The 18,022-nt window shown below is 35.6% G+C and carries 20 protein-coding genes and 1 riboswitch; of the genes, 7 read left to right on the top strand and 13 right to left on the bottom strand.

Annotated elements, in window-relative coordinates; translation table 11 throughout:
* Positions 1 to 189 precede the first annotated feature (189 nt).
* A complete protein-coding gene (locus QLS65_RS02705; RefSeq protein ID WP_428831866.1) occupies positions 190 to 2,340 on the top strand; it encodes a TonB-dependent receptor in 2,151 nt (716 codons plus the stop codon).
* Positions 2,341 to 2,399: 59 nt separating this feature from the next.
* On the opposite strand, the gene QLS65_RS02700 is transcribed toward QLS65_RS02705, so the two are convergent.
* Positions 2,400 to 2,813, bottom strand: a complete 414-nt coding sequence (locus tag QLS65_RS02700; protein ID WP_282715056.1) for a Rieske (2Fe-2S) protein — start codon at positions 2,811 to 2,813, stop codon at positions 2,400 to 2,402.
* 162 nt (positions 2,814 to 2,975) lie between these two features.
* On the opposite strand from QLS65_RS02700, the gene greA reads away from it, so the two are divergent.
* The 3 genes from greA to QLS65_RS02685 all read left to right on the top strand — a co-directional run bounded on the left by greA (position 2,976) and on the right by QLS65_RS02685 (position 5,158).
* Positions 2,976 to 3,452, top strand: coding sequence for a transcription elongation factor GreA (gene greA / locus QLS65_RS02695; protein ID WP_091165910.1), 477 nt, complete (start codon positions 2,976 to 2,978; stop codon positions 3,450 to 3,452).
* 43 nt (positions 3,453 to 3,495) lie between these two features.
* The gene (locus QLS65_RS02690) at positions 3,496 to 3,885 is read left to right on the top strand and encodes an HIT family protein (RefSeq protein ID WP_282715054.1); all 390 of its coding nucleotides are present in this window, start codon (positions 3,496 to 3,498) and stop codon (positions 3,883 to 3,885) included.
* 100 nt (positions 3,886 to 3,985) lie between these two features.
* On the top strand, positions 3,986 to 5,158 hold the full coding sequence (locus QLS65_RS02685; RefSeq protein ID WP_282715052.1) for a transglutaminase domain-containing protein: 1,173 nt from the start codon (positions 3,986 to 3,988) through the stop codon (positions 5,156 to 5,158).
* Here the strand turns inward: QLS65_RS02685 and QLS65_RS02680 are convergent.
* Positions 5,150 to 6,304, bottom strand: coding sequence for a sensor histidine kinase (locus QLS65_RS02680; protein WP_121342902.1), 1,155 nt, complete (start codon positions 6,302 to 6,304; stop codon positions 5,150 to 5,152). The genes QLS65_RS02685 and QLS65_RS02680 overlap by 9 nt on opposite strands.
* 175 nt (positions 6,305 to 6,479) lie before the next feature.
* Between QLS65_RS02680 and QLS65_RS02675 the strand changes: the two genes are divergently transcribed.
* The 3 genes from QLS65_RS02675 (at position 6,480) to aat (ending at position 8,485) form a co-directional block, all read left to right on the top strand.
* Complete coding sequence (locus tag QLS65_RS02675; RefSeq protein WP_121342901.1) at positions 6,480 to 7,361, top strand: flavin reductase family protein; 882 nt, start codon at positions 6,480 to 6,482, stop codon at positions 7,359 to 7,361.
* 24 nt (positions 7,362 to 7,385) lie between these two features.
* Positions 7,386 to 7,766 (top strand): DUF3127 domain-containing protein, encoded by a 381-nt coding sequence (locus QLS65_RS02670; RefSeq protein ID WP_099714265.1) that lies wholly within the window; start codon positions 7,386 to 7,388, stop codon positions 7,764 to 7,766.
* A gap of 80 nt (positions 7,767 to 7,846) precedes the next feature.
* Complete coding sequence (gene aat, locus QLS65_RS02665; RefSeq protein WP_282715046.1) at positions 7,847 to 8,485, top strand: leucyl/phenylalanyl-tRNA--protein transferase; 639 nt, start codon at positions 7,847 to 7,849, stop codon at positions 8,483 to 8,485.
* A 3-nt stretch (positions 8,486 to 8,488) separates the two neighbouring features.
* On the opposite strand, the gene QLS65_RS02660 is transcribed toward aat, so the two are convergent.
* From QLS65_RS02660 to tsf, 11 genes are all read right to left on the bottom strand, one after another.
* Positions 8,489 to 9,199, bottom strand: coding sequence for a HesA/MoeB/ThiF family protein (locus tag QLS65_RS02660; protein ID WP_282710891.1), 711 nt, complete (start codon positions 9,197 to 9,199; stop codon positions 8,489 to 8,491).
* A 20-nt stretch (positions 9,200 to 9,219) separates the two neighbouring features.
* On the bottom strand, positions 9,220 to 10,341 hold the full coding sequence (gene thiH, locus QLS65_RS02655; RefSeq protein WP_282715044.1) for a 2-iminoacetate synthase ThiH: 1,122 nt from the start codon (positions 10,339 to 10,341) through the stop codon (positions 9,220 to 9,222).
* Positions 10,342 to 10,496: 155 nt separating this feature from the next.
* Complete coding sequence (locus tag QLS65_RS02650) at positions 10,497 to 11,267, bottom strand: thiazole synthase (protein ID WP_282715042.1); 771 nt, start codon at positions 11,265 to 11,267, stop codon at positions 10,497 to 10,499.
* Entirely contained in the window at positions 11,254 to 11,886 is a 633-nt protein-coding gene (locus tag QLS65_RS02645; protein WP_282715041.1) for a thiamine phosphate synthase, read from the bottom strand. Before QLS65_RS02645 ends, QLS65_RS02650 begins: the two co-directional genes overlap by 14 nt.
* On the bottom strand, positions 11,879 to 12,634 hold the full coding sequence (locus QLS65_RS02640) for a hydroxymethylpyrimidine/phosphomethylpyrimidine kinase (protein ID WP_282715039.1): 756 nt from the start codon (positions 12,632 to 12,634) through the stop codon (positions 11,879 to 11,881). The genes QLS65_RS02645 and QLS65_RS02640 overlap by 8 nt, the downstream gene beginning before the upstream one ends.
* Entirely contained in the window at positions 12,607 to 13,206 is a 600-nt protein-coding gene (locus QLS65_RS02635) for a thiamine phosphate synthase (RefSeq protein WP_282715037.1), read from the bottom strand. Before QLS65_RS02635 ends, QLS65_RS02640 begins: the two co-directional genes overlap by 28 nt.
* 74 nt (positions 13,207 to 13,280) lie before the next feature.
* A complete protein-coding gene (thiC, locus tag QLS65_RS02630) occupies positions 13,281 to 15,104 on the bottom strand; it encodes a phosphomethylpyrimidine synthase ThiC (protein WP_282715035.1) in 1,824 nt (607 codons plus the stop codon).
* 186 nt (positions 15,105 to 15,290) lie between these two features.
* The gene (gene thiS / locus QLS65_RS02625) at positions 15,291 to 15,497 is read right to left on the bottom strand and encodes a sulfur carrier protein ThiS (RefSeq protein ID WP_282710883.1); all 207 of its coding nucleotides are present in this window, start codon (positions 15,495 to 15,497) and stop codon (positions 15,291 to 15,293) included.
* A 76-nt stretch (positions 15,498 to 15,573) separates the two neighbouring features.
* Positions 15,574 to 15,670, bottom strand: a riboswitch (TPP riboswitch).
* 113 nt (positions 15,671 to 15,783) lie between these two features.
* Positions 15,784 to 16,347, bottom strand: coding sequence for a DNA-3-methyladenine glycosylase I (locus QLS65_RS02620; protein ID WP_282715033.1), 564 nt, complete (start codon positions 16,345 to 16,347; stop codon positions 15,784 to 15,786).
* Positions 16,348 to 16,350: 3 nt separating this feature from the next.
* Positions 16,351 to 17,004 carry a queuosine precursor transporter gene (locus tag QLS65_RS02615; protein ID WP_282710881.1) on the bottom strand — a complete coding sequence of 218 codons (654 nt, stop codon included), beginning with the start codon at positions 17,002 to 17,004 and terminating at the stop codon, positions 16,351 to 16,353.
* A 166-nt stretch (positions 17,005 to 17,170) separates the two neighbouring features.
* Positions 17,171 to 17,995 carry a translation elongation factor Ts gene (gene tsf, locus QLS65_RS02610; RefSeq protein WP_099714269.1) on the bottom strand — a complete coding sequence of 275 codons (825 nt, stop codon included), beginning with the start codon at positions 17,993 to 17,995 and terminating at the stop codon, positions 17,171 to 17,173.
* Between the last annotated feature and the right edge of the window lie 27 nt (positions 17,996 to 18,022).

Below are 18,022 nucleotides of genomic sequence, written 5' to 3'. Positions count from 1 at the left end.
TGCGCTGTCTCAAAGGGGTGCTCTAAATAACGAGCTGAGATTATACCCAAAGAACCTGGACAAGTAATGTTGTCAAGGGAAAAAATGACAAACAAATAGCGTGCACACTACTTTATTTGTCATAGGAAACAATCATTTTTTAATTTAACAAAAGAATAATTCCCCCTTTTATTCGTAATCTTTTTACGGATGAATACTTTTATTACAGTTACAAAGTCTCAAAGTCTCAAAGTCTCAAAGTCCAAGAATTTGACATATTATATGTCTTCTGTCTTTCTTCTTGCAACTTTTCTCTCCTTTTCTCAAGTCAAAGACACTACTAAAGTAAACCAACTCGATGAAGTCTTAGTTTCGGCAGTTCGTGTTACTTCAAAAACGCCGGTCAGTTTTAGCAATTTGGACAAAAAGGAAATCAAATTCCGAAATTTAGGACAGGATATTCCTATTCTGATGAATTATCTGCCTTCAGTTGTGACCACTTCTGATGCGGGAAATGGTGTGGGATATACCGGAATTCGTGTCCGTGGTAGTGATGCAACAAGAGTGAATGTTACTATCAACGGAATTCCTTACAATGATTCTGAAAGTCATGGGACGTATTGGGTAAATATGCCTGATTTTGCATCTTCAGTGGAGAGTTTGCAGTTGCAGCGCGGCGTAGGAACTTCAACTAATGGAGCAGGAGCTTTTGGAGCCAGTTTAAATATGCTTACGGATAATTTTGCCAAAGAAAGTACAGGAGAAATCTCTAACTCTTTTGGAAGTTTCAATACCAGAAAACATACAGTAAAATTTAGTACTGGTTTGATGAATGATCATTTCGAAATAGCGGGACGTTTGTCTGCTTTAAATTCTGATGGTTATGTGGACCGTGGCGCATCTGATTTGAAATCCTATTTTCTTCAAGGTACCTATGTGGGTAAAACTACTTTGATAAAAGCCTTGGTATTTGGAGGAAAAGAGAAAACATATCAGTCTTGGAACGGAATTGACGGCGAAACACTCAACAATAATCGCACGTTTAATTCAGCAGGAGCTTTTACGGATGAACAAGGAAATGCTCGTTTTTATGACAATGAAACCGATAATTACCAGCAAGATCATTCTCAATTACACTGGAACGAAAAGATATCAGAAAACTGGAGTACTAATTTTGCGTTGCATTACACAAAAGGCAAAGGGTTTTATGAAAATTACAAAGAAGACGCTGATTTAACCGATTATGGATTGCAGCCAGTTGGTGCCGTGACAACATCTGATTTGATTCGTCAAAAATGGTTGGATAATGATTTCTACGGAACTACATTTTCTGCAAATTACAAGAAAGACAAACTGGATGTGATTTTTGGTGGTGGATGGAATAAATATGAAGGAAGTCACTTCGGGAAAGTTATTTGGGCACGATTTGCTTCGCAGAGCGAATTAGGAGATCGTTATTATGACGATTATGCTGTCAAAACGGATGGAACTATTTTTGCCAAAGCCAATTACCAAATCACAGAGAAAATAAGCTTATTTGGAGATTTACAATATCGTACAGTTAATTATAAAGCCAACGGGGTTCAGGCCACTGTAGTAGATGATACGTTTAATTTTTTTAATCCAAAGACTGGGTTGACGTATGACATCAATGCTAATAATGCTTTGTATTTTTCCTATGCCAGAGCGAACAGGGAACCAAACAGAACCGATTATGAAGGCGGAAACGTAAAGTCAGAAAAATTGAATGACTTTGAATTGGGTTGGAGATATGTTGCAGAGAAAGTACAATTCAATTCGAATGTGTATTATATGGCTTATAAAGATCAATTGATTTTAACTGGAAATCTGGATGATGTAGGCGCTCCGATACGTTCCAATAGCGAAAAAAGCTACCGTTTAGGACTGGAAGTAGACGCTACAATAGCGTTGACAAATCAATTGATTATCCGTCCTAATTTTACCCTGAGTGCTAATAAAAATACTGATTTAGCGGTAGAAGGACAGAATTATGGTACTACTGATATCGCGTATTCACCATCGATTATTGCGGGAAATATTTTGGTCTATACACCAGTAGAAAATCTTTATATTTCATGGTTGCAAAAATTCGTTGGGGAACAATACATGAATAACATTGAATTGCCGGCTGCAAAATTGGCAGACTACTTTGTGAATGATTTGAATGTTGCGTATGAGTTTAAACTAAAATCAGTTTTTAAATCGATTATTGTGACTGGTTTAGTCAATAACTTTTTAGATAAAAAATATGTTTCTAACGGATACATGTATGATGTATATCCATATTATTATCCACAAGCAGGAATTAATTTCCTTGCAGGATTGACTTTGAAGTTTTAGAATATTGTTTTAGTTATAATGAGAAAAATCCTGATGGTTTACCTGTCAGGATTTTTTGTTTAATTATAAACTCGAAGAGAAGTTCCGTTTACTTGAACACGATATTGTTTCATAGGATATTGTAAAGTTCCCTGTCCGGTAAATAAACTGTACTCTTTACTGTCACATCCACAAACGGCATTTATCCCATCTATGGTCATGGTAGAATAGGAACTTATTGCTTGATTAGGACAAGCCGCATCAAAAGCATTGTAACCGCTGCCAGTATTAAAGACAATAATGCCACGTGCGCCTACTCCGGCATAATAAATAGCATTACTCGCGTATTTAAGATTTGAATACGCAGGCAAATTCATATTAATATCTACCGTAAAAGTATAATTAGGGATATATGGATTTGTATTGTCAAAACCGGCATCACTACACGAGAAAAAGAAAGGAATTATAATGGAAAGCAGCAGGTATTTTTTCATTTTAAAATAGTGTCAAAGTATTAGTGAAACAAATTTAATTTATTTAACTTTGAATTATATATGATTAACATATATTTATAGACGAAAAAATAATAATAGTATCTTTGTGGAAAGAAATCCCGTCCTGATGGGATTTTTTCTATTTATATAAATGATGAAGTTATGAGTACAGTATCGTATTACACCGCAGAAGGGTTAAAGAAATTAAGAGAAGAATTAGATTATTTAAAAAGCGTAATGCGTCCAAAAGCATCTGCAGATATAGCTGAAGCAAGAGATAAAGGCGACCTTTCTGAGAATGCCGAATATGATGCTGCTAAAGAAGCACAAGGAATGCTGGAAATGCGTATTGCTAAACTGGAAGAAGTACACTCTAATGCCAGATTAATAGATGAAACACATCTTGATGTTTCTAAGGTATTGGTTTTGTCTAATGTGAAAATCAAAAACCAAACCAATGGAATGGAAATGAAATACACACTGGTAGCTGAAAGTGAAGCCGATTTGAAAACTGGAAAAATATCAGTAACCTCGCCTATTGGGAAAGGTTTGTTGGGGAAATCAGTAGGAGAAGTGGCAGAAATCACTGTTCCAAACGGAGTGTTGAAATTTGAAATTTTAGAAATATCTCGTGATTAAATAGTTAAAGGTTTAGCCGATTCAACAATTAACCAATTCAACAATGTCAAGTATATTTACAAAAATTATAAACGGAGAAATCCCATGTTACAAAATCGCAGAGGATGAAAATTTCTTGGCTTTTTTGGATGTAAATCCAAATGCAAAAGGACACACCCTTTGTATTCCAAAACAAGAAATAAATAAGATTTTTGAGATGGAAGATGATTTGTATATCGGACTGATGCAGTTTTCTAAAAAAATAGCAGTTGCCCTTGAAAAAACAGTTCCATGCCAAAGAATTGGAATGGCAGTTGTAGGACTTGAAGTTCCCCATGTGCACGTTCATTTAATTCCCTTGAATGAAATGGATGAAATGCGTTTTCAAAATAAAGTATCCTTGTCCAAAGATGAATTTGAAGCTTTGGCAGAGAGCATTAAAGCTAATTTGTAATATTTTAGTAAATAAAATAAATTGGTATGATTTTAGTTTAGAAAGGGGGATAGGTGAAAACCTATCCCCCTTTTAATTTTTTGAGACTACATTATATACTATGAAAAACATTTGTTTAGTACTTTTTTTCTTTTTCTCACTTCTGAGTTTTGGACAGGTCAATGCCGGATATCCTTTGGTTGATGCTAAAATGGCTGCTATTCCTGCTAGTTCAATTACCTCTACTGATGCAATTGCCAAATATATCAATAGTAATTTCAAAACAGAAACGGATAAAATCAGAGCTGTTTTTTATTGGACTTCATCAAATATAAGCTATGATGTGGCCAATATGTTTACTATAAATTTCAATGAAACGGTACAGGAACAAATCGCAAGGACGTTAAGAACCAAAAAAGGGATTTGTATTCATTATGCTGTTGTTTTTAATGAGCTTTCGCAAAAGACAGGAATACAATCCTATATAATTGATGGGTATACAAAGCAAAACGGAAAAGTAAGTGATTTAGCTCACGCTTGGATAGCCGCAAAAATTGATAAAAAGTGGTATGTATTTGATCCAACTTGGGGTTCTGGTTATGTCAATAATGGGAGGTTTTATAAAAAAATAAATAACTATTATTTTAAGGCTGAACCCGCTAAAATAATTGCTTCCCACATTCCATTTGATTATTTATGGCAATTTTCCAATTATCCTATTACCAATGGTGAGTTTTATGAAGGAAAAATTCAAATCAACAAAACCAAGAAATACTTTGATTTTGAGAAAGAAATCACCAAATATAATGCCTTGTCTGAAGCCGATCAATTATTTGATTCGGCAGAAAGAATAGAGAAAAATGGATTGAAAAACGCCATGATTCTGGAACGTTATGAAGGGAAAAAGCAGCAGTTGACTTATTTGAGACATAATACGAATATTGAGAAATTGAATTCCATTGTGAATGAAATGAATCAGGCAGTTGTTCTATTAAATGATTTTATTTATTATCGGAACAATAAGTTCAAGCCTGCTTTATCAGATGATGAAATTAGCAATATGATTGAAACGCCAAGAGAACAGCTGGTGAAATGTCAGAACGATATTTACAGCGTTGGTTCAGTTGGCAGCAAAAACGCATCTAATGTAGCATCGATTAAAAAATCAATTGGAGCAGCTTTGGCGCAAGCCGAAGAACATTCCTTGTTTGTGAAAAATTACTTGAGTAAGTCTAAAATAGTCAGAAAAACTATGTTTTCTAAAGTCTCTTGGTTTAGTGTTCCGTTAAACTAAATTGCTTTTTTTAAAACTGACTTGCATCGTTGTTCCTTTTCCAATTTCGGAATTCAATACTTTTATGGTTCCTTTATGGTATTCCTCCACTATTCTTTTAGTCAATGATAGACCCAATCCCCAACCGCGTTTTTTAGTTGTAAATCCAGGCTCGAAGATGCTTTTGAATTGGTTTTTTTGAATTCCGCTTCCTGTATCGGTAACGTTTATTTTTACAGAATCACCTTCTTGTTCAATTTCAAGTGCTAATTTCCCTTTTCCTTTCATAGCGTCGATGGCATTTTTTACAAGATTTTCAATGGTCCAACTGTGTAAAGTAGGATTCAAAGAAACAATGATAGGTGATTTTGGTGCCTTGAACGAAAATTCAATTTGTTTTGAAAATCGGGATTGTAAATAGTCGTAGGACTGAAAGGTTTCTGCTACGATGTCTTTATTTTCTAATTTTGGTTCTGAACCTATTTTAGAGAAACGATCTGTTATGGTTTGTAAACGTTCAATGTCTTTTTCAATTTCGAAAGTGGTGCTTTCGTCCACATTTTCGGATTTCAAGAGTTCGACCCAGCCAATCAAGGAAGAAAGCGGAGTTCCTATCTGGTGTGCGGTTTCTTTTGCCATTCCCGCCCAAAGTTTATTTTGCGTAGCCATTTTGGTACTTCTGTAAAAATTGTAAACGAGTGCACCAAAAAGCACAATGATAAGCACTAAAGCAACGGGATAATATTTTAACTTATTCAGTAATGCGGAATTACCATAATATAAATTTTGAAATTTCCCCGGGACATATTCAATGACAATAGGTTCATTTTCGCTTTTTAATTTGGATAAAAAATCCTGGGCTTTGGACTTATTTTTCACAATAGCATCGTCAATGTTTACGGTGTTTATGATGCTGTCATTCTCCGTAACTATAATAGGAATTGAGGTATTGTTGCTGAAAATTTGAAGAGGGAGTTCTACATCGGTATTTTCACCGGCATTGTTAAGTGTTTTTTGAGCTTTTGCCCAAAGGTTCATTTTTAATCGTTCTTCATTTTTGAAGATTTGAAAAAAAGTATAAGTGTTCCAGAGAATTAATGAAATGATTAAAAAGGATGCAAAAATAATAACCCAACGAGTTGTATTTCTTCTTTCAGAAAACTGCATAAATATAATTTAGTGGTATAAATATAACGAAATAAATGCTTTTGTATTTTAGTTTTGGAGAAAGAATTTTTTTTGAGAAAATCAATCCTTTATTTTATTCTAATTTGAAGTTACTGCTTCTTAAACTTAATTCATTTGTCTACTTTTGTATCTTTCAGCAATAAATTAAAAACGTATGATTACTATTGATCCTAAAAGTATTGAAACAGCAAAACTGCAAGGGTATTTGCAAAGTTCCGTTGGGCCACGACCTATTGCTTTTGCCAGTACGATGGATGCTAAAGGGAATCCTAATCTATCGCCTTTTAGTTTCTTCAATGTGTTCAGTGCTAATCCTCCAATTCTGATATTTTCGCCTGCAAGACGCGTTCGTGATAATTCGATAAAACACACCTTAATCAATGCCGAAGCGACTCGTGAAGTGGTGATTAATGTGGTAAATTATAATATAGTTCAGCAAACGTCTCTGGCCAGTACGGAATATGCTGATGGAGTAGATGAGTTTATAAAATCTGGCTTGACTCCAATTGCTTCGGAGGTGGTAAAACCTTTTAGGGTAAAAGAATCCCCCGTTCAATTTGAATGCAAAGTCACTCAGATTATTCCATTGGGAACTGAAGGAGGAGCCGGAAATTTAGTACTTTGTGAAGTAGTGCGCATTCATATTGACGAATCTGTTTTAGACGAAAACGGAGCGATTGATCAACACAAGATTGATCTAGTTTCTAGATTAGGCGGCAACTGGTATTCCAGATCGAATCAAGGTCTTTTTGAAGTGCCAAAACCATTATCTACATTAGGAATTGGAGTGGATGCTATTCCGGATTTTATAAAAGAAAGTACAGTTTTTGATGGAAATGATTTAGGGATTTTAGGGAATATTGAAGCCTTGCCTACAAAGGAAGAAGTTACTATATTTGTAAAACAAAATTTCGCAGTAAAAGGAGTTTTAAGCTCCGATGATGAGTTAAAAGTGCATTTGGAAGCTAAAAAATATTTAAATGCCAACGACGTGTTTTCAGCATGGAAAGTACTTTTGGCAGAAAGAAAAAAATAGAGCAAAACAATTAAAACATAGAAGATGGAAGTTACAGGAAAAATTAAAATGATCGATCAAACTAAAGAAGTTGGATCTGGAGGTTTCAAAAAAAGAGATGTAGTTGTTACTACTGATGAGCAATATCCACAACATATTCTAGTTCAGTTTGTTCAGGATAAATGTGACTTATTGAACGGTTTTCAAGTAGGTGAGCCTGTGAAAATTGATATTAATTTAAGAGGTAGAGAATGGACAAATCCTCAAGGGGAAACGGTTTATTTTAATACTATCCAAGGATGGAGAATTGGAAAATTGCAAGCTGAAGCTCCTTCTGCTGCACAAATGCCTCCTATGCCGGCTGCAGAAGCTTTTGCACCAGCAACAAACTTAAACGAAGAAGAAGCAGACGATTTACCTTTTTAATCATTTGAGTTCCTATTGATATAGTAAACAAACCCGACAGGTATTCAAAAACACTGTCGGGTTTTATTTTTTAATAAAGAATGTATTATTTAACTGCAACACTATTATTTCCTCCAGTTTCTCTGACCAATTCTTCGGGTATTCTAGCTCTTGGAGGAGATTTGTCACCAGAAAGACTGCAACTTGCTTATAAAAGTGGCATTTTTCCGTGGTTTGAAGATGGAGAACCTATTACATGGTGGTCTCCAAATCCCAGAATGGTTTTGTTTCTGGATGAATTGATTGTTTCCAAGAGTATGCGCAACATTCTGAATCGAAATAGTTTCAAGGTTACTTTTAATCAGAATTTCAGAGACGTAATTTCAAACTGTCAAAACATAAAAAGAGACGGTCAAAATGGGACTTGGATTACCAATGATATGATTGAAGCTTATTGCAAATTGAACGAATTAGGGAGTGCTAAATCAGTAGAAGTTTGGCAAAATGATGAATTAGTTGGCGGTTTGTATGGTGTCGATTTAGGAAATGTTTTTTGTGGAGAAAGTATGTTTTCTACAGTTTCGAATGCTTCAAAAGTAGCTTTTATCGCATTGGTCAACGAGTTAAAGGCTGCCAATTATAAATTGCTGGATTGTCAGGTTTATAATCCTCATCTTGAAAGTTTGGGCTGTAGAGAAATTGAAAGAACGGATTTTATGGAAATATTGAAAAGCAAATAACACTTAAAAGCTTAATTTTTTAAAACTCCAATCCAGTGTATTAAAAAGAATCAATTCATTTTCCAATGTTGGTAAATCCATAATCAGCTTCAAAGTTTCATGCGCCATCATTGTGCCAATCATCCCCGGGAGTGTGCCCAAAACACCATTCAAATTACAATTGGGAACATCTTTTGGATTTGGTGGTTCTGGGAATAAGTCACGAAGATTTTTATTTCCATTATGGTTGAAAACAGCCATTTGTCCTTCAAATTTTAAAATGCTGCCGTAGACTAATGATTTTCCTAACATCACACAAGTATCGTTTACTAAATAACGAGTTGCAAAATTATCGCTCCCATCAACAACTACATCAAAATTCATGATGATCTGTGTGGCGTTTTCCATAGTTAGTTTTTTTTCAAAAGCAATAATATCAATCAATGGATTTAAAGTTTCCAAAACAGATTTTGCCGTAATTGCTTTTGATTGACCAACGTGTTTCTCTGTATATAAAATTTGACGGTGCAAGTTGTGCAATTCGATTTTGTCAAAATCTACAATTCCTATGGTCCCAATTCCGGCCGTTGCTATATATTGTAAAATAGGGCACCCTAATCCGCCAGCACCAATCACTAGAACTCTAGCTTTCTTGAGTTTTTCCTGTCCTGAATCACCTATTTCCGGTAACATTATTTGTCGGTTGTAGCGTAAAAAATCCTGAATAATACTCATAATTCTGTATTCTAAAAATGTTAATCTAGATTCGCGTAACTTCTGTCCCAGTCTTTCCAAACGGGTTCGTATCCTCTACTGGAAATGACTTTCGCAATCTCAGCAGCCGATCGTTCGTCACTGATTTCAAATTGTTCCAATGATTGTGGATCAACAACATAACCGCCAGGATTAGTTTTAGAACCGGCACTCATACTGGTAATGCCTATTGGAATAATATTATCACGAAATTTTTCATTTTCACGGGTTGACATGGAGATTTCTAAATCTTCATTCCACAAACGGTAGGCACAAATGAGTTGGGTCAAATCGGTATCATCCATGATAAAGTTGGGCTCAATAACTCCTTCTGCCGGTCTTAATCTGGGGAAAGAAACCGCATATTTAGTTTGCCAATATGTTTTTTGTAAATAATCTAAATGCAAGGCATTGAAAAAACTGTCCGTACGCCAATCTTCCAATCCTAATAAAACACCCAACCCAATTTTATGAATACCTGCAGTTCCTACTCGGTCCGGTGTTTCCAAACGAAAGTCGAAATTCGATTTTTTTCCTTTTGTGTGGTATTGCTTGTAAACATCACGATGATACGTTTCTTGGTATACTAAAATCGAATAGACGCCAGCATCATGTAATTGCTCGTATTCTTCTGTTGACAAGGGTTGCACTTCGGCTGAAATGGTGGAAAAGTCATTTTTTATTTGAGCAATTGTCTTTAGAAAATAATGAATGTTTACGGTATGATTTGCTTCGCCGGTAACCAGTAAAACATGATCAAATCCCGCTTTTTTTAAGACCTCAATTTCTAAGGTAATTTCACTTTCGGTGAGTATTTTTCGCTTGATTTTGTTGTCTAAACTAAAACCACAATACGTACAAATGTTTTGGCATTCGTTGCTTAAATACAAGGGAGCATACATCTGAATCGTTTTGCCAAATCTTTTTTTGGTTAATTCATGTGCCAGTTGCGCCATTTGCTCTAAATAGGGTTGCGCAGCAGGTGAGATTAATGCCAGAAAATCATCGAGACTGCGTTTGTTTTTGGCTAACGCATATTCGACTTCTACTCCTGTTGTGCTGTATATTTTGGATTTAATGGTATCCCAATCGTAATTGTTAAAAACCGATTTAAATGTGTTCATTGTTTTGTTTTTTTACTGCAAAAAGAATATGCTGTTTTTTGGCACGCAAATTCTGCGAATTTTTGCAGATTTTTTTTAAGTTTTTATCTGCGTAAATCTGCAAAATCTGCGTGCCATTTTTTCAGTGGTTTTCTTGTAAATAGACCAAAAATATATTACTCATACAAAAATGCTGTCAATGGACTCGAAGCTATTGCCCGATTAACCTTTTGTGCTAGTTGTGCTTCGTAGGCTTTTCGGCCTGCAATAACAGCTTCTCTGAAAGCCTCTGCCATCAGTATTGGATTTCCTGCCACTGCAATCGCAGTATTTACCAAAACCGCATCAGCTCCAAGTTCCATTGCTTTAGCAGCATCAGAAGGTGCCCCAATTCCGGCATCTATAATTACTGGAACTCTACTTTGTTCAATTATGATTTCTAAAAAATCGATAGTTTTCAATCCTTTATTACTCCCAATCGGCGAGCCCAAAGGCATCACTGCCGAAGTTCCGGAGTCTTCCAGTCGTTTGCACAAAACCGGATCCGCATGAATATAAGGTAGAACGATAAATCCTAATTTGGCTAATGCTTCCGTAGCTTTTAAGGTTTCAATCGCATCAGGCATTAAATATTTTGGATCAGGATGAATTTCCAGTTTTAGCCAGTTCGTTTCTAATGCCTCGCGGGCTAATTGTGCTGCAAAAATGGCTTCTTTAGCATTTCTTGCTCCAGAGGTATTGGGTAATAAATTAATTTTCGGGTGTTTAAGATGTGCTAAAATAGCATCTGTTTCAGTTTCTAAATCAATACGTTTTAACGCTACGGTTACTAACTCGCTCCCGGATGCTAAAATGGCTTCTTCCATTTGTTGATTTGAACCAAATTTCCCTGTGCCTAAAAATAAGCGGGATTCAAAGGTTTTATCTCCTATTTTAAATGGTAACATATAATTTGTCGTTAAGTTGATTGATAAGTTGCAATGCGTTTTCGGTTTGTGTAATCAAACCGGAAACGGCTATGCCGTGAATCCCAGTTTTCATTAAACTTTCTACATTTTCAAGTGTGATTCCTCCAATGGCATAAATGGGGATTTGGATGTTTTTTGCCTTCATTTGACCGATAATCGAACGATATCCTTCCAATCCTAAAATCGGACTTAAATTTTGTTTGGTAGTTGTAAATTGGAATGGACCCAAACCAATATAATCACAATTTTCGGCTGTTCTTTGAAGCACATCTTCAAAAGTATTTGCGGTGCCTCCAATGATTTTTGTTTTTCCTAAAATGAGTCTTGCTTCTTCAACGCTCATGTCACTCAAGCCTAAATGAACTCCATCCGCATCCAATTGCTTTGCTAAATGGACGTTATCATTGATGATAAAAGTGGCTAAATATTCTTTGCATAACATTTTTACGGCTTCCGCCAAAGTGAAAGCATCATCTGAATAATTTTTTTTGAATCTCATTTGTATCCAATCGCAACCATTATCCAATGCTTTGTGGATGTTGTATAATTGTTCTTCGACTGTGTTTCCTTGCGAAATGTATTGTAATTGGTTATGCATAATGGTATCCTAATTTGGTTTGGTTAGATTGTAAATAGGTTTCTATATATTTTTTGGCGTTGCTGCATGCTGTTTTTAGGTCTTGTCCTAAGGCTAAATTGGCAGTAATAGCGGATGATAATACGCAGCCGGAGCCATGTTTTTCGAAAACTAAAGTGTTATTTGGCGCAAGCCTGAAAATCTTATTTCCGGTATATAAATAATCGATACCAACTGCAAATGGATTATGACCTCCTTTGAGTAAAGTTGAACAGTATTTTGAAAGTTCAAGAGCGATTAAAACAGGATTTTTTTCTCCCGAAGACAATTGTAAAATCTCATTATAATTGGGTGTTATTAAATCTATTTTTTTTAAAATTTCTATCAAAAAAGCTTGATTGTCGATGGTTGTAAAATTGAATTCGCTACTGGATTTCAAAACCGTATCCCAAATTATTTTCGTTTTTGGTGAAAGTTTTTTTACAACCAAAACAATTTCTTTTAAATAATCTAATGAAGGAATAATTCCGATTTTTAGGGCTTTAATAGTATAGTTGTCGAACAATTTTCTCATTGAGTTCAAAACAAAATCTAAGTCAGTCCATTGCATTTCGTAGAATGCATTTTCAGTTTGAATGGTATTGCCGGTATTCACTGCAAATCCATAGACATGATGTTGTTCGAATGTTTTCGCATCGGCCAAAATTCCTGCACCTCCAGAAGGATCAAAGCCTGCAATTGTTAATACGAAAGGACGATTTGTTGGCATAGTTTAAAATTTTCTACTGAATTGTTACTGTTCCAAATGGTACCTAAAAGCGCCACATCATCAAAACCATATTTCAATGTAGTTTTGATTTTATCAGATGTAATTCCTCCTATTGCAATTAGTGCAGTTTTGTTATTATTTCTTTGTTTTAATTCTTTTTCAAAATCAATATCTGAACTGTAATTTGGTTTAGAAATACTTTCTAAAACGGGTCCGAAAAACGCATAGTCAAAAACATCAGATAATTTTTCAAAATCAACCATTTTGTGAATGGAAGTAGAGAGTGTAAATCCTTTTTGTTTCCATTTTTTCAAACTTTCTTCGAGTGTTTCATTTCGTTTTTTTTCTGTAAAATGAATGCGATGTATTCCAAACGCTACTGCCAATTGATGATGACTGTGTAAAACCAAATTTTGTCTATAATCCGATTTTATTTCCGATAAAAAAGCTTTCATTTCTGCTGTAGAAAAATCTGGTTTTCGAACATGAAATAACTGTAATCCTTCTTTGAAAAATTGATGGATGAGGTTAATTTCATTCTCGATTGGAATTGGATTTGAGATTAGTATCATATTGAAATGTATTAAGTATTATGAAGTAAGTATTTTTTTTAAAATCTTGATACTTAATACTCCTGATCTTAATTCTAAACATAAATTTCTTTTCCGCTTTCTACAAATTCTTGTGATTTCTCTTGCATCCCTTTTTCAGCTTCTGCAACATCACGAATTTTCTGTGAAATTTTCATAGAGCAGAATTTTGGCCCACACATAGAGCAAAAATGGGCTACTTTTGCGCCATCTGCCGGTAATGTTTCATCGTGAAATTCGCGGGCTGTATCTGGATCTAATGACAAGTTGAATTGGTCTTCCCAACGAAATTCAAAACGCGCTTTACTCAAGGCATTGTCACGGTATTGTGATCCAGGATGACCTTTGGCCAAATCAGCGGCATGAGCGGAGATTTTATAAGTGATGACTCCATCTTTTACGTCTTTTTTGTTGGGTAAACCAAGATGTTCTTTTGGTGTCACATAGCACAACATCGCACAACCATACCAGCCAATCATTGCAGCTCCAATAGCAGAAGTGATGTGGTCATAACCTGGAGCGATATCAGTTGTTAATGGCCCTAAAGTATAAAAAGGAGCTTCGTCACAATGTTCTAATTGTTTGTCCATGTTTTCCTTAATCATGTGCATCGGTACGTGACCAGGACCTTCAATAAATACTTGAACATCGTGTTTCCAAGCTATTTTTGTCAGTTCGCCAAGTGTTTCCAGCTCGGCGAATTGCGCAGTATCATTTGCATCGGCAATAGAGCCAGGGCGTAAACCATCTCCTAATGAGAAGGCTACATCATACTGTTTCATGATTTCGCAAATCTCCTCAAAATGGGTGTAAAGGAAATTTTCTTTGTGGTGAAATAAGCACCATTTTGCCATGATAGAACCACCACGGGAAACAATTCCGGTAACGCGGTTGGCTGTTAAATGGATGTAACGCAATAAAACACCGGCATGAATAGTAAAATAAGAAACGCCTTGTTCCGCTTGTTCGATTAACGTATCCCGATAGACTTCCCAAGTCAGGTCTTCGGCAACGCCATTTACTTTTTCCAAGGCTTGGTAAATAGGCACCGTTCCAATAGGCACGGGAGAGTTTCGGATAATCCATTCTCTGGTTTCGTGAATGTTTTTACCTGTCGATAAATCCATAATCGTGTCAGCTCCCCAACGGCAAGCCCAAACTGCTTTCTCCACTTCTTCTTCGATCGTGGAGGTTACGGCGCTGTTCCCAATGTTCGCATTAATTTTTACCAAGAAGTTGCGTCCCACAATCATCGGTTCACTTTCAGGATGGTTAATGTTATTTGGGATAATGGCACGACCTCTGGCTACTTCGCTACGGACAAATTCAGGTGTGATTTTAGATTTTGGCGTATTGGCTCCAAAACTGTTTCCGCCGTGTTGGCATTGCATCGCCTTAGTTTGATTGTTTATTAGCTCCAAGCGTTGGTTTTCACGAATGGCAATGTATTCCATTTCGGGTGTAATGATTCCCTGTTTTGCGTAATACAATTGGGATACATTGGCTCCTTTTTTGGCACGCATCGGTTTGTGCAAATATTCAAAACGCAATTCGTTTAGTTTTTCGTCATTCAGACGCTTTTTCCCATATTCAGAAGAGATTTCAGTTAATTCTTCCACATCATTACGGTCCAAAATCCATTGTTCACGAATGCGTGGCAATCCTTTTCGAATGTCGATTTCAATATTTGGATCGGTGAATGGACCCGAAGTATCATAAACAGTTACGGGAGGATTTTTTTCTATTCGTCCATTGGACATTTTTGTGTCTGCCAATGCGATTTCTCGCATCGCCACTTTTATGGGATGAATGGTTCCGTCTACGTAAATTTTTGTAGAGTTTGGGAAAGGAGTTCTTGAGATTTTTTCTTCGTTATTCATTTGTTTGAATTTTATGATTTTAGGAGTGTTCGTCTTCTGCTAGGGATAGTAATGGAAAGCCCGTAAAGTGGAAAGCCAAATAAAACAAGGATTAGTGAAGCGACCATAAGGAAGCTTTGACTAAGACTATGTTTTATAGGATTGCAACTGCGGACTTGAAATGGATAGCCCGCCCGAGCAGCCAAACTATCCTCCTTGAGTTGCAGAGATGATGAGAATGTCGTCGGTTTCTTGTATGGGATGGGAATTCCAGTTTGATTTTGGAATCACGGTATTGTTAATGGCTACGGCAATTCCATTTTGTTTGATGGGAATTTCCAAGTCAAGAAGTGCTTGAACAGTAAGACTGTCAATTGCAAATTGTTTTGTTTGATTGTTGATTTTAAGCTCCATTCCTTTTGAATTTAGTCCCGAAACTTTCGGGACAGTTATACTTTAGGAATGGCTACAATGACACATAAATGTGCGTGGAAGTCATCTTACTTTTCCCTACGCTAGTATGAACTAGATCAGGTTCAGAGGGTAATTCTCAGCCTACAATGTTGTAGACACCCCTAAAGTGTGGAGCAAATGTAATAGTTTTTTTGTTTAGATACTTAAAGTTTAATGTTTAAAGTTGTGGTAGCCTAAATGTTTTTTGTGATATTTTCAATAGCTGAAAACTGCAACTGGAATCTGATTACTTAGCTTTCTTCCAACAATCATCGACGTGATCATCGACCATTCCTGTTGCTTGCATGTGTGCATAAACTACGGTGGATCCCACAAATTTAAATCCACGTTTTTTCAAATCTTTACTGATAGCGTCAGAAAGTGGAGTGGTGGCAGGAACTTCTTTTAGCGTTTTTCTATTGTTATTTATTGGTTTTCCTTCAGTGAATTCCCAAATGTATTTTGAAAAACTACCAAATTCTTCTTGTACTTTCATAAAAGCAATCGCATTAGAAACGGCTGCGCGAATTTTTAATTGATTGCGAATAATCCCTGCATCTTGAAGTAATTCCTGGATCTTATCTTCAGTATAATTCGAAACTTTTTTATAGTCAAAATTATCAAAAGCTAATTGGAAGTTTTCTCTTTTTTTTAGGATTGTAATCCAACTTAGTCCAGCCTGAAAGGTTTCCAAAATTAGGAATTCAAATAATTTTTGATCTTCATAAACAGGAACACCCCATTCTTCATCATGGTATTTTTCGTAAATATCAATACCCACACACCATTTACATCTTATTTTTTCTTCCATGATTTATTCTGTTTCTTCTGATAAATATTTTTTTATAATGTAGTGCCCCAAATAAATTAGCGGGGTCAATAAAACTGCAATTCCAAGTTTGAAAGTATAACCCGTCAATGCAGATGTGATAAAAGTATCAAAGTTAATTTTTCCGGGCAACCAAAAAGCAATTCCAAGGACAATAAAAGAATCGAATAATTGAGAAATTATAGTAGAGCCTGTTGCTCTGAGCCAGATTTTGTTATTTCCTGTGCGGTTTTTGAAAAACCAAAAAATAGTTACATCAATCAATTGTGAAACTAGAAATGCAATGATACTTCCAACGATTATCCACATACTTTGGCCAAAAACAGCAAAGAATTGGTCGTCATTTACCGGACTTATTCCTTTTGCTGCTGGAATGCTTATGGCTAAAAACAAAAGAATAAAAGCGTAAGCAATTAAACCGGCTGTTATTAAAGACAATTTTTTTACTCCTTTTTCTCCAAAATATTCATTGATTAAATCGGTAGTCAGGAAAACTATGGGCCAAGGTAAAATACCGATGCTCATTACAAACGGACCTATTTGTATCAGTTTTCCACCGATTAATTCGGCAGTAACAGCATTAGTAATGAAGATTCCGGCGAGTATAACAAATACGAGCTCTTTTTTGGTTTTAAACATAAATGATAATTAGTACTCAAATTTAGTATTTTAATTTGAAATTTATGTTTTATAAAATAAACAGTAGTTGATTTAAAAAAAATCCCATTCGAGTGAACGAATGGGATTTTATATTTGTAATCAGAATTGTAAATAAATTTATAATTCTGAAACGATTTTAGAATGATTATCCTAAAGCAGCTCTTTTGAAACCTGTAACGATAAGATCTTTGTCTAAAGATTTAACATAAGCAGCAACGCTTAATTTGTTGTCTTTGATGTAATCTTGGTTTACTAAAGTGTTGTCTTTAAAGAAACGAGCTAGTTTACCTTTAGCGATATTGTCTAACATTGCTTCAGCTTTTCCTTCTTGACGTAGGATGTCTTTAGCAATTTCGATTTCTTTAGCGATAGTTTCAGCATCAACACCTTCTTCGTTTAATGCAATAGGAGCCATAGCTGCTGCTTGCATAGATACGTTTCTTGAAACTTCGTCAGCACCTTCAACATTTGCAGAAAGAGCAACTAAAGTAGCGATTTTGTTTCCAGAGTGGATGTAAGATCCGATGAAAGCACCTTCTAATTTTTCGAAAGTTCTGATTTCTAATTTTTCACCGATAACTCCTGTTTGCTCGATTAATTTATCAGCAACAGTAATTCCGTTGAAGTCAGCAGCTAAAAATTCTTCTTTAGTATTGAAGTTCAATGCTAAATTAGCCATTTCAGTAGCCATTTTTACAAAGTTCTCATTCATCCCTACGAAGTCAGTCTCACAGTTCAATGTGATAACAACTCCAGCAGTTTTGTCAGCATTTACAACAGCAATTGCAGCACCTTCAGTAGATTCTCTATCTGAACGGTTTGCAGCTACTTTCTGTCCTTTTTTACGTAAGTTTTCGATAGCTAAATCAAAATCTCCGTCTGCTTCAACCAAGGCTTTTTTGCAGTCCATCATACCTGCACCAGTGATTGTTCTTAATTTATTTACGTCTGCAGCAGTAATTGTTGCCATATTGTATTATTTTTTAAGGTTAAAAGT

Origin of the sequence: Flavobacterium algoritolerans, from assembly GCF_030010385.1 — a bacterium.
Classification (GTDB): domain Bacteria; phylum Bacteroidota; class Bacteroidia; order Flavobacteriales; family Flavobacteriaceae; genus Flavobacterium; species Flavobacterium algoritolerans.
Note: the sequence above shows the minus strand (reverse complement) of the source record. Positions and strands in the feature narration are given on the sequence as shown.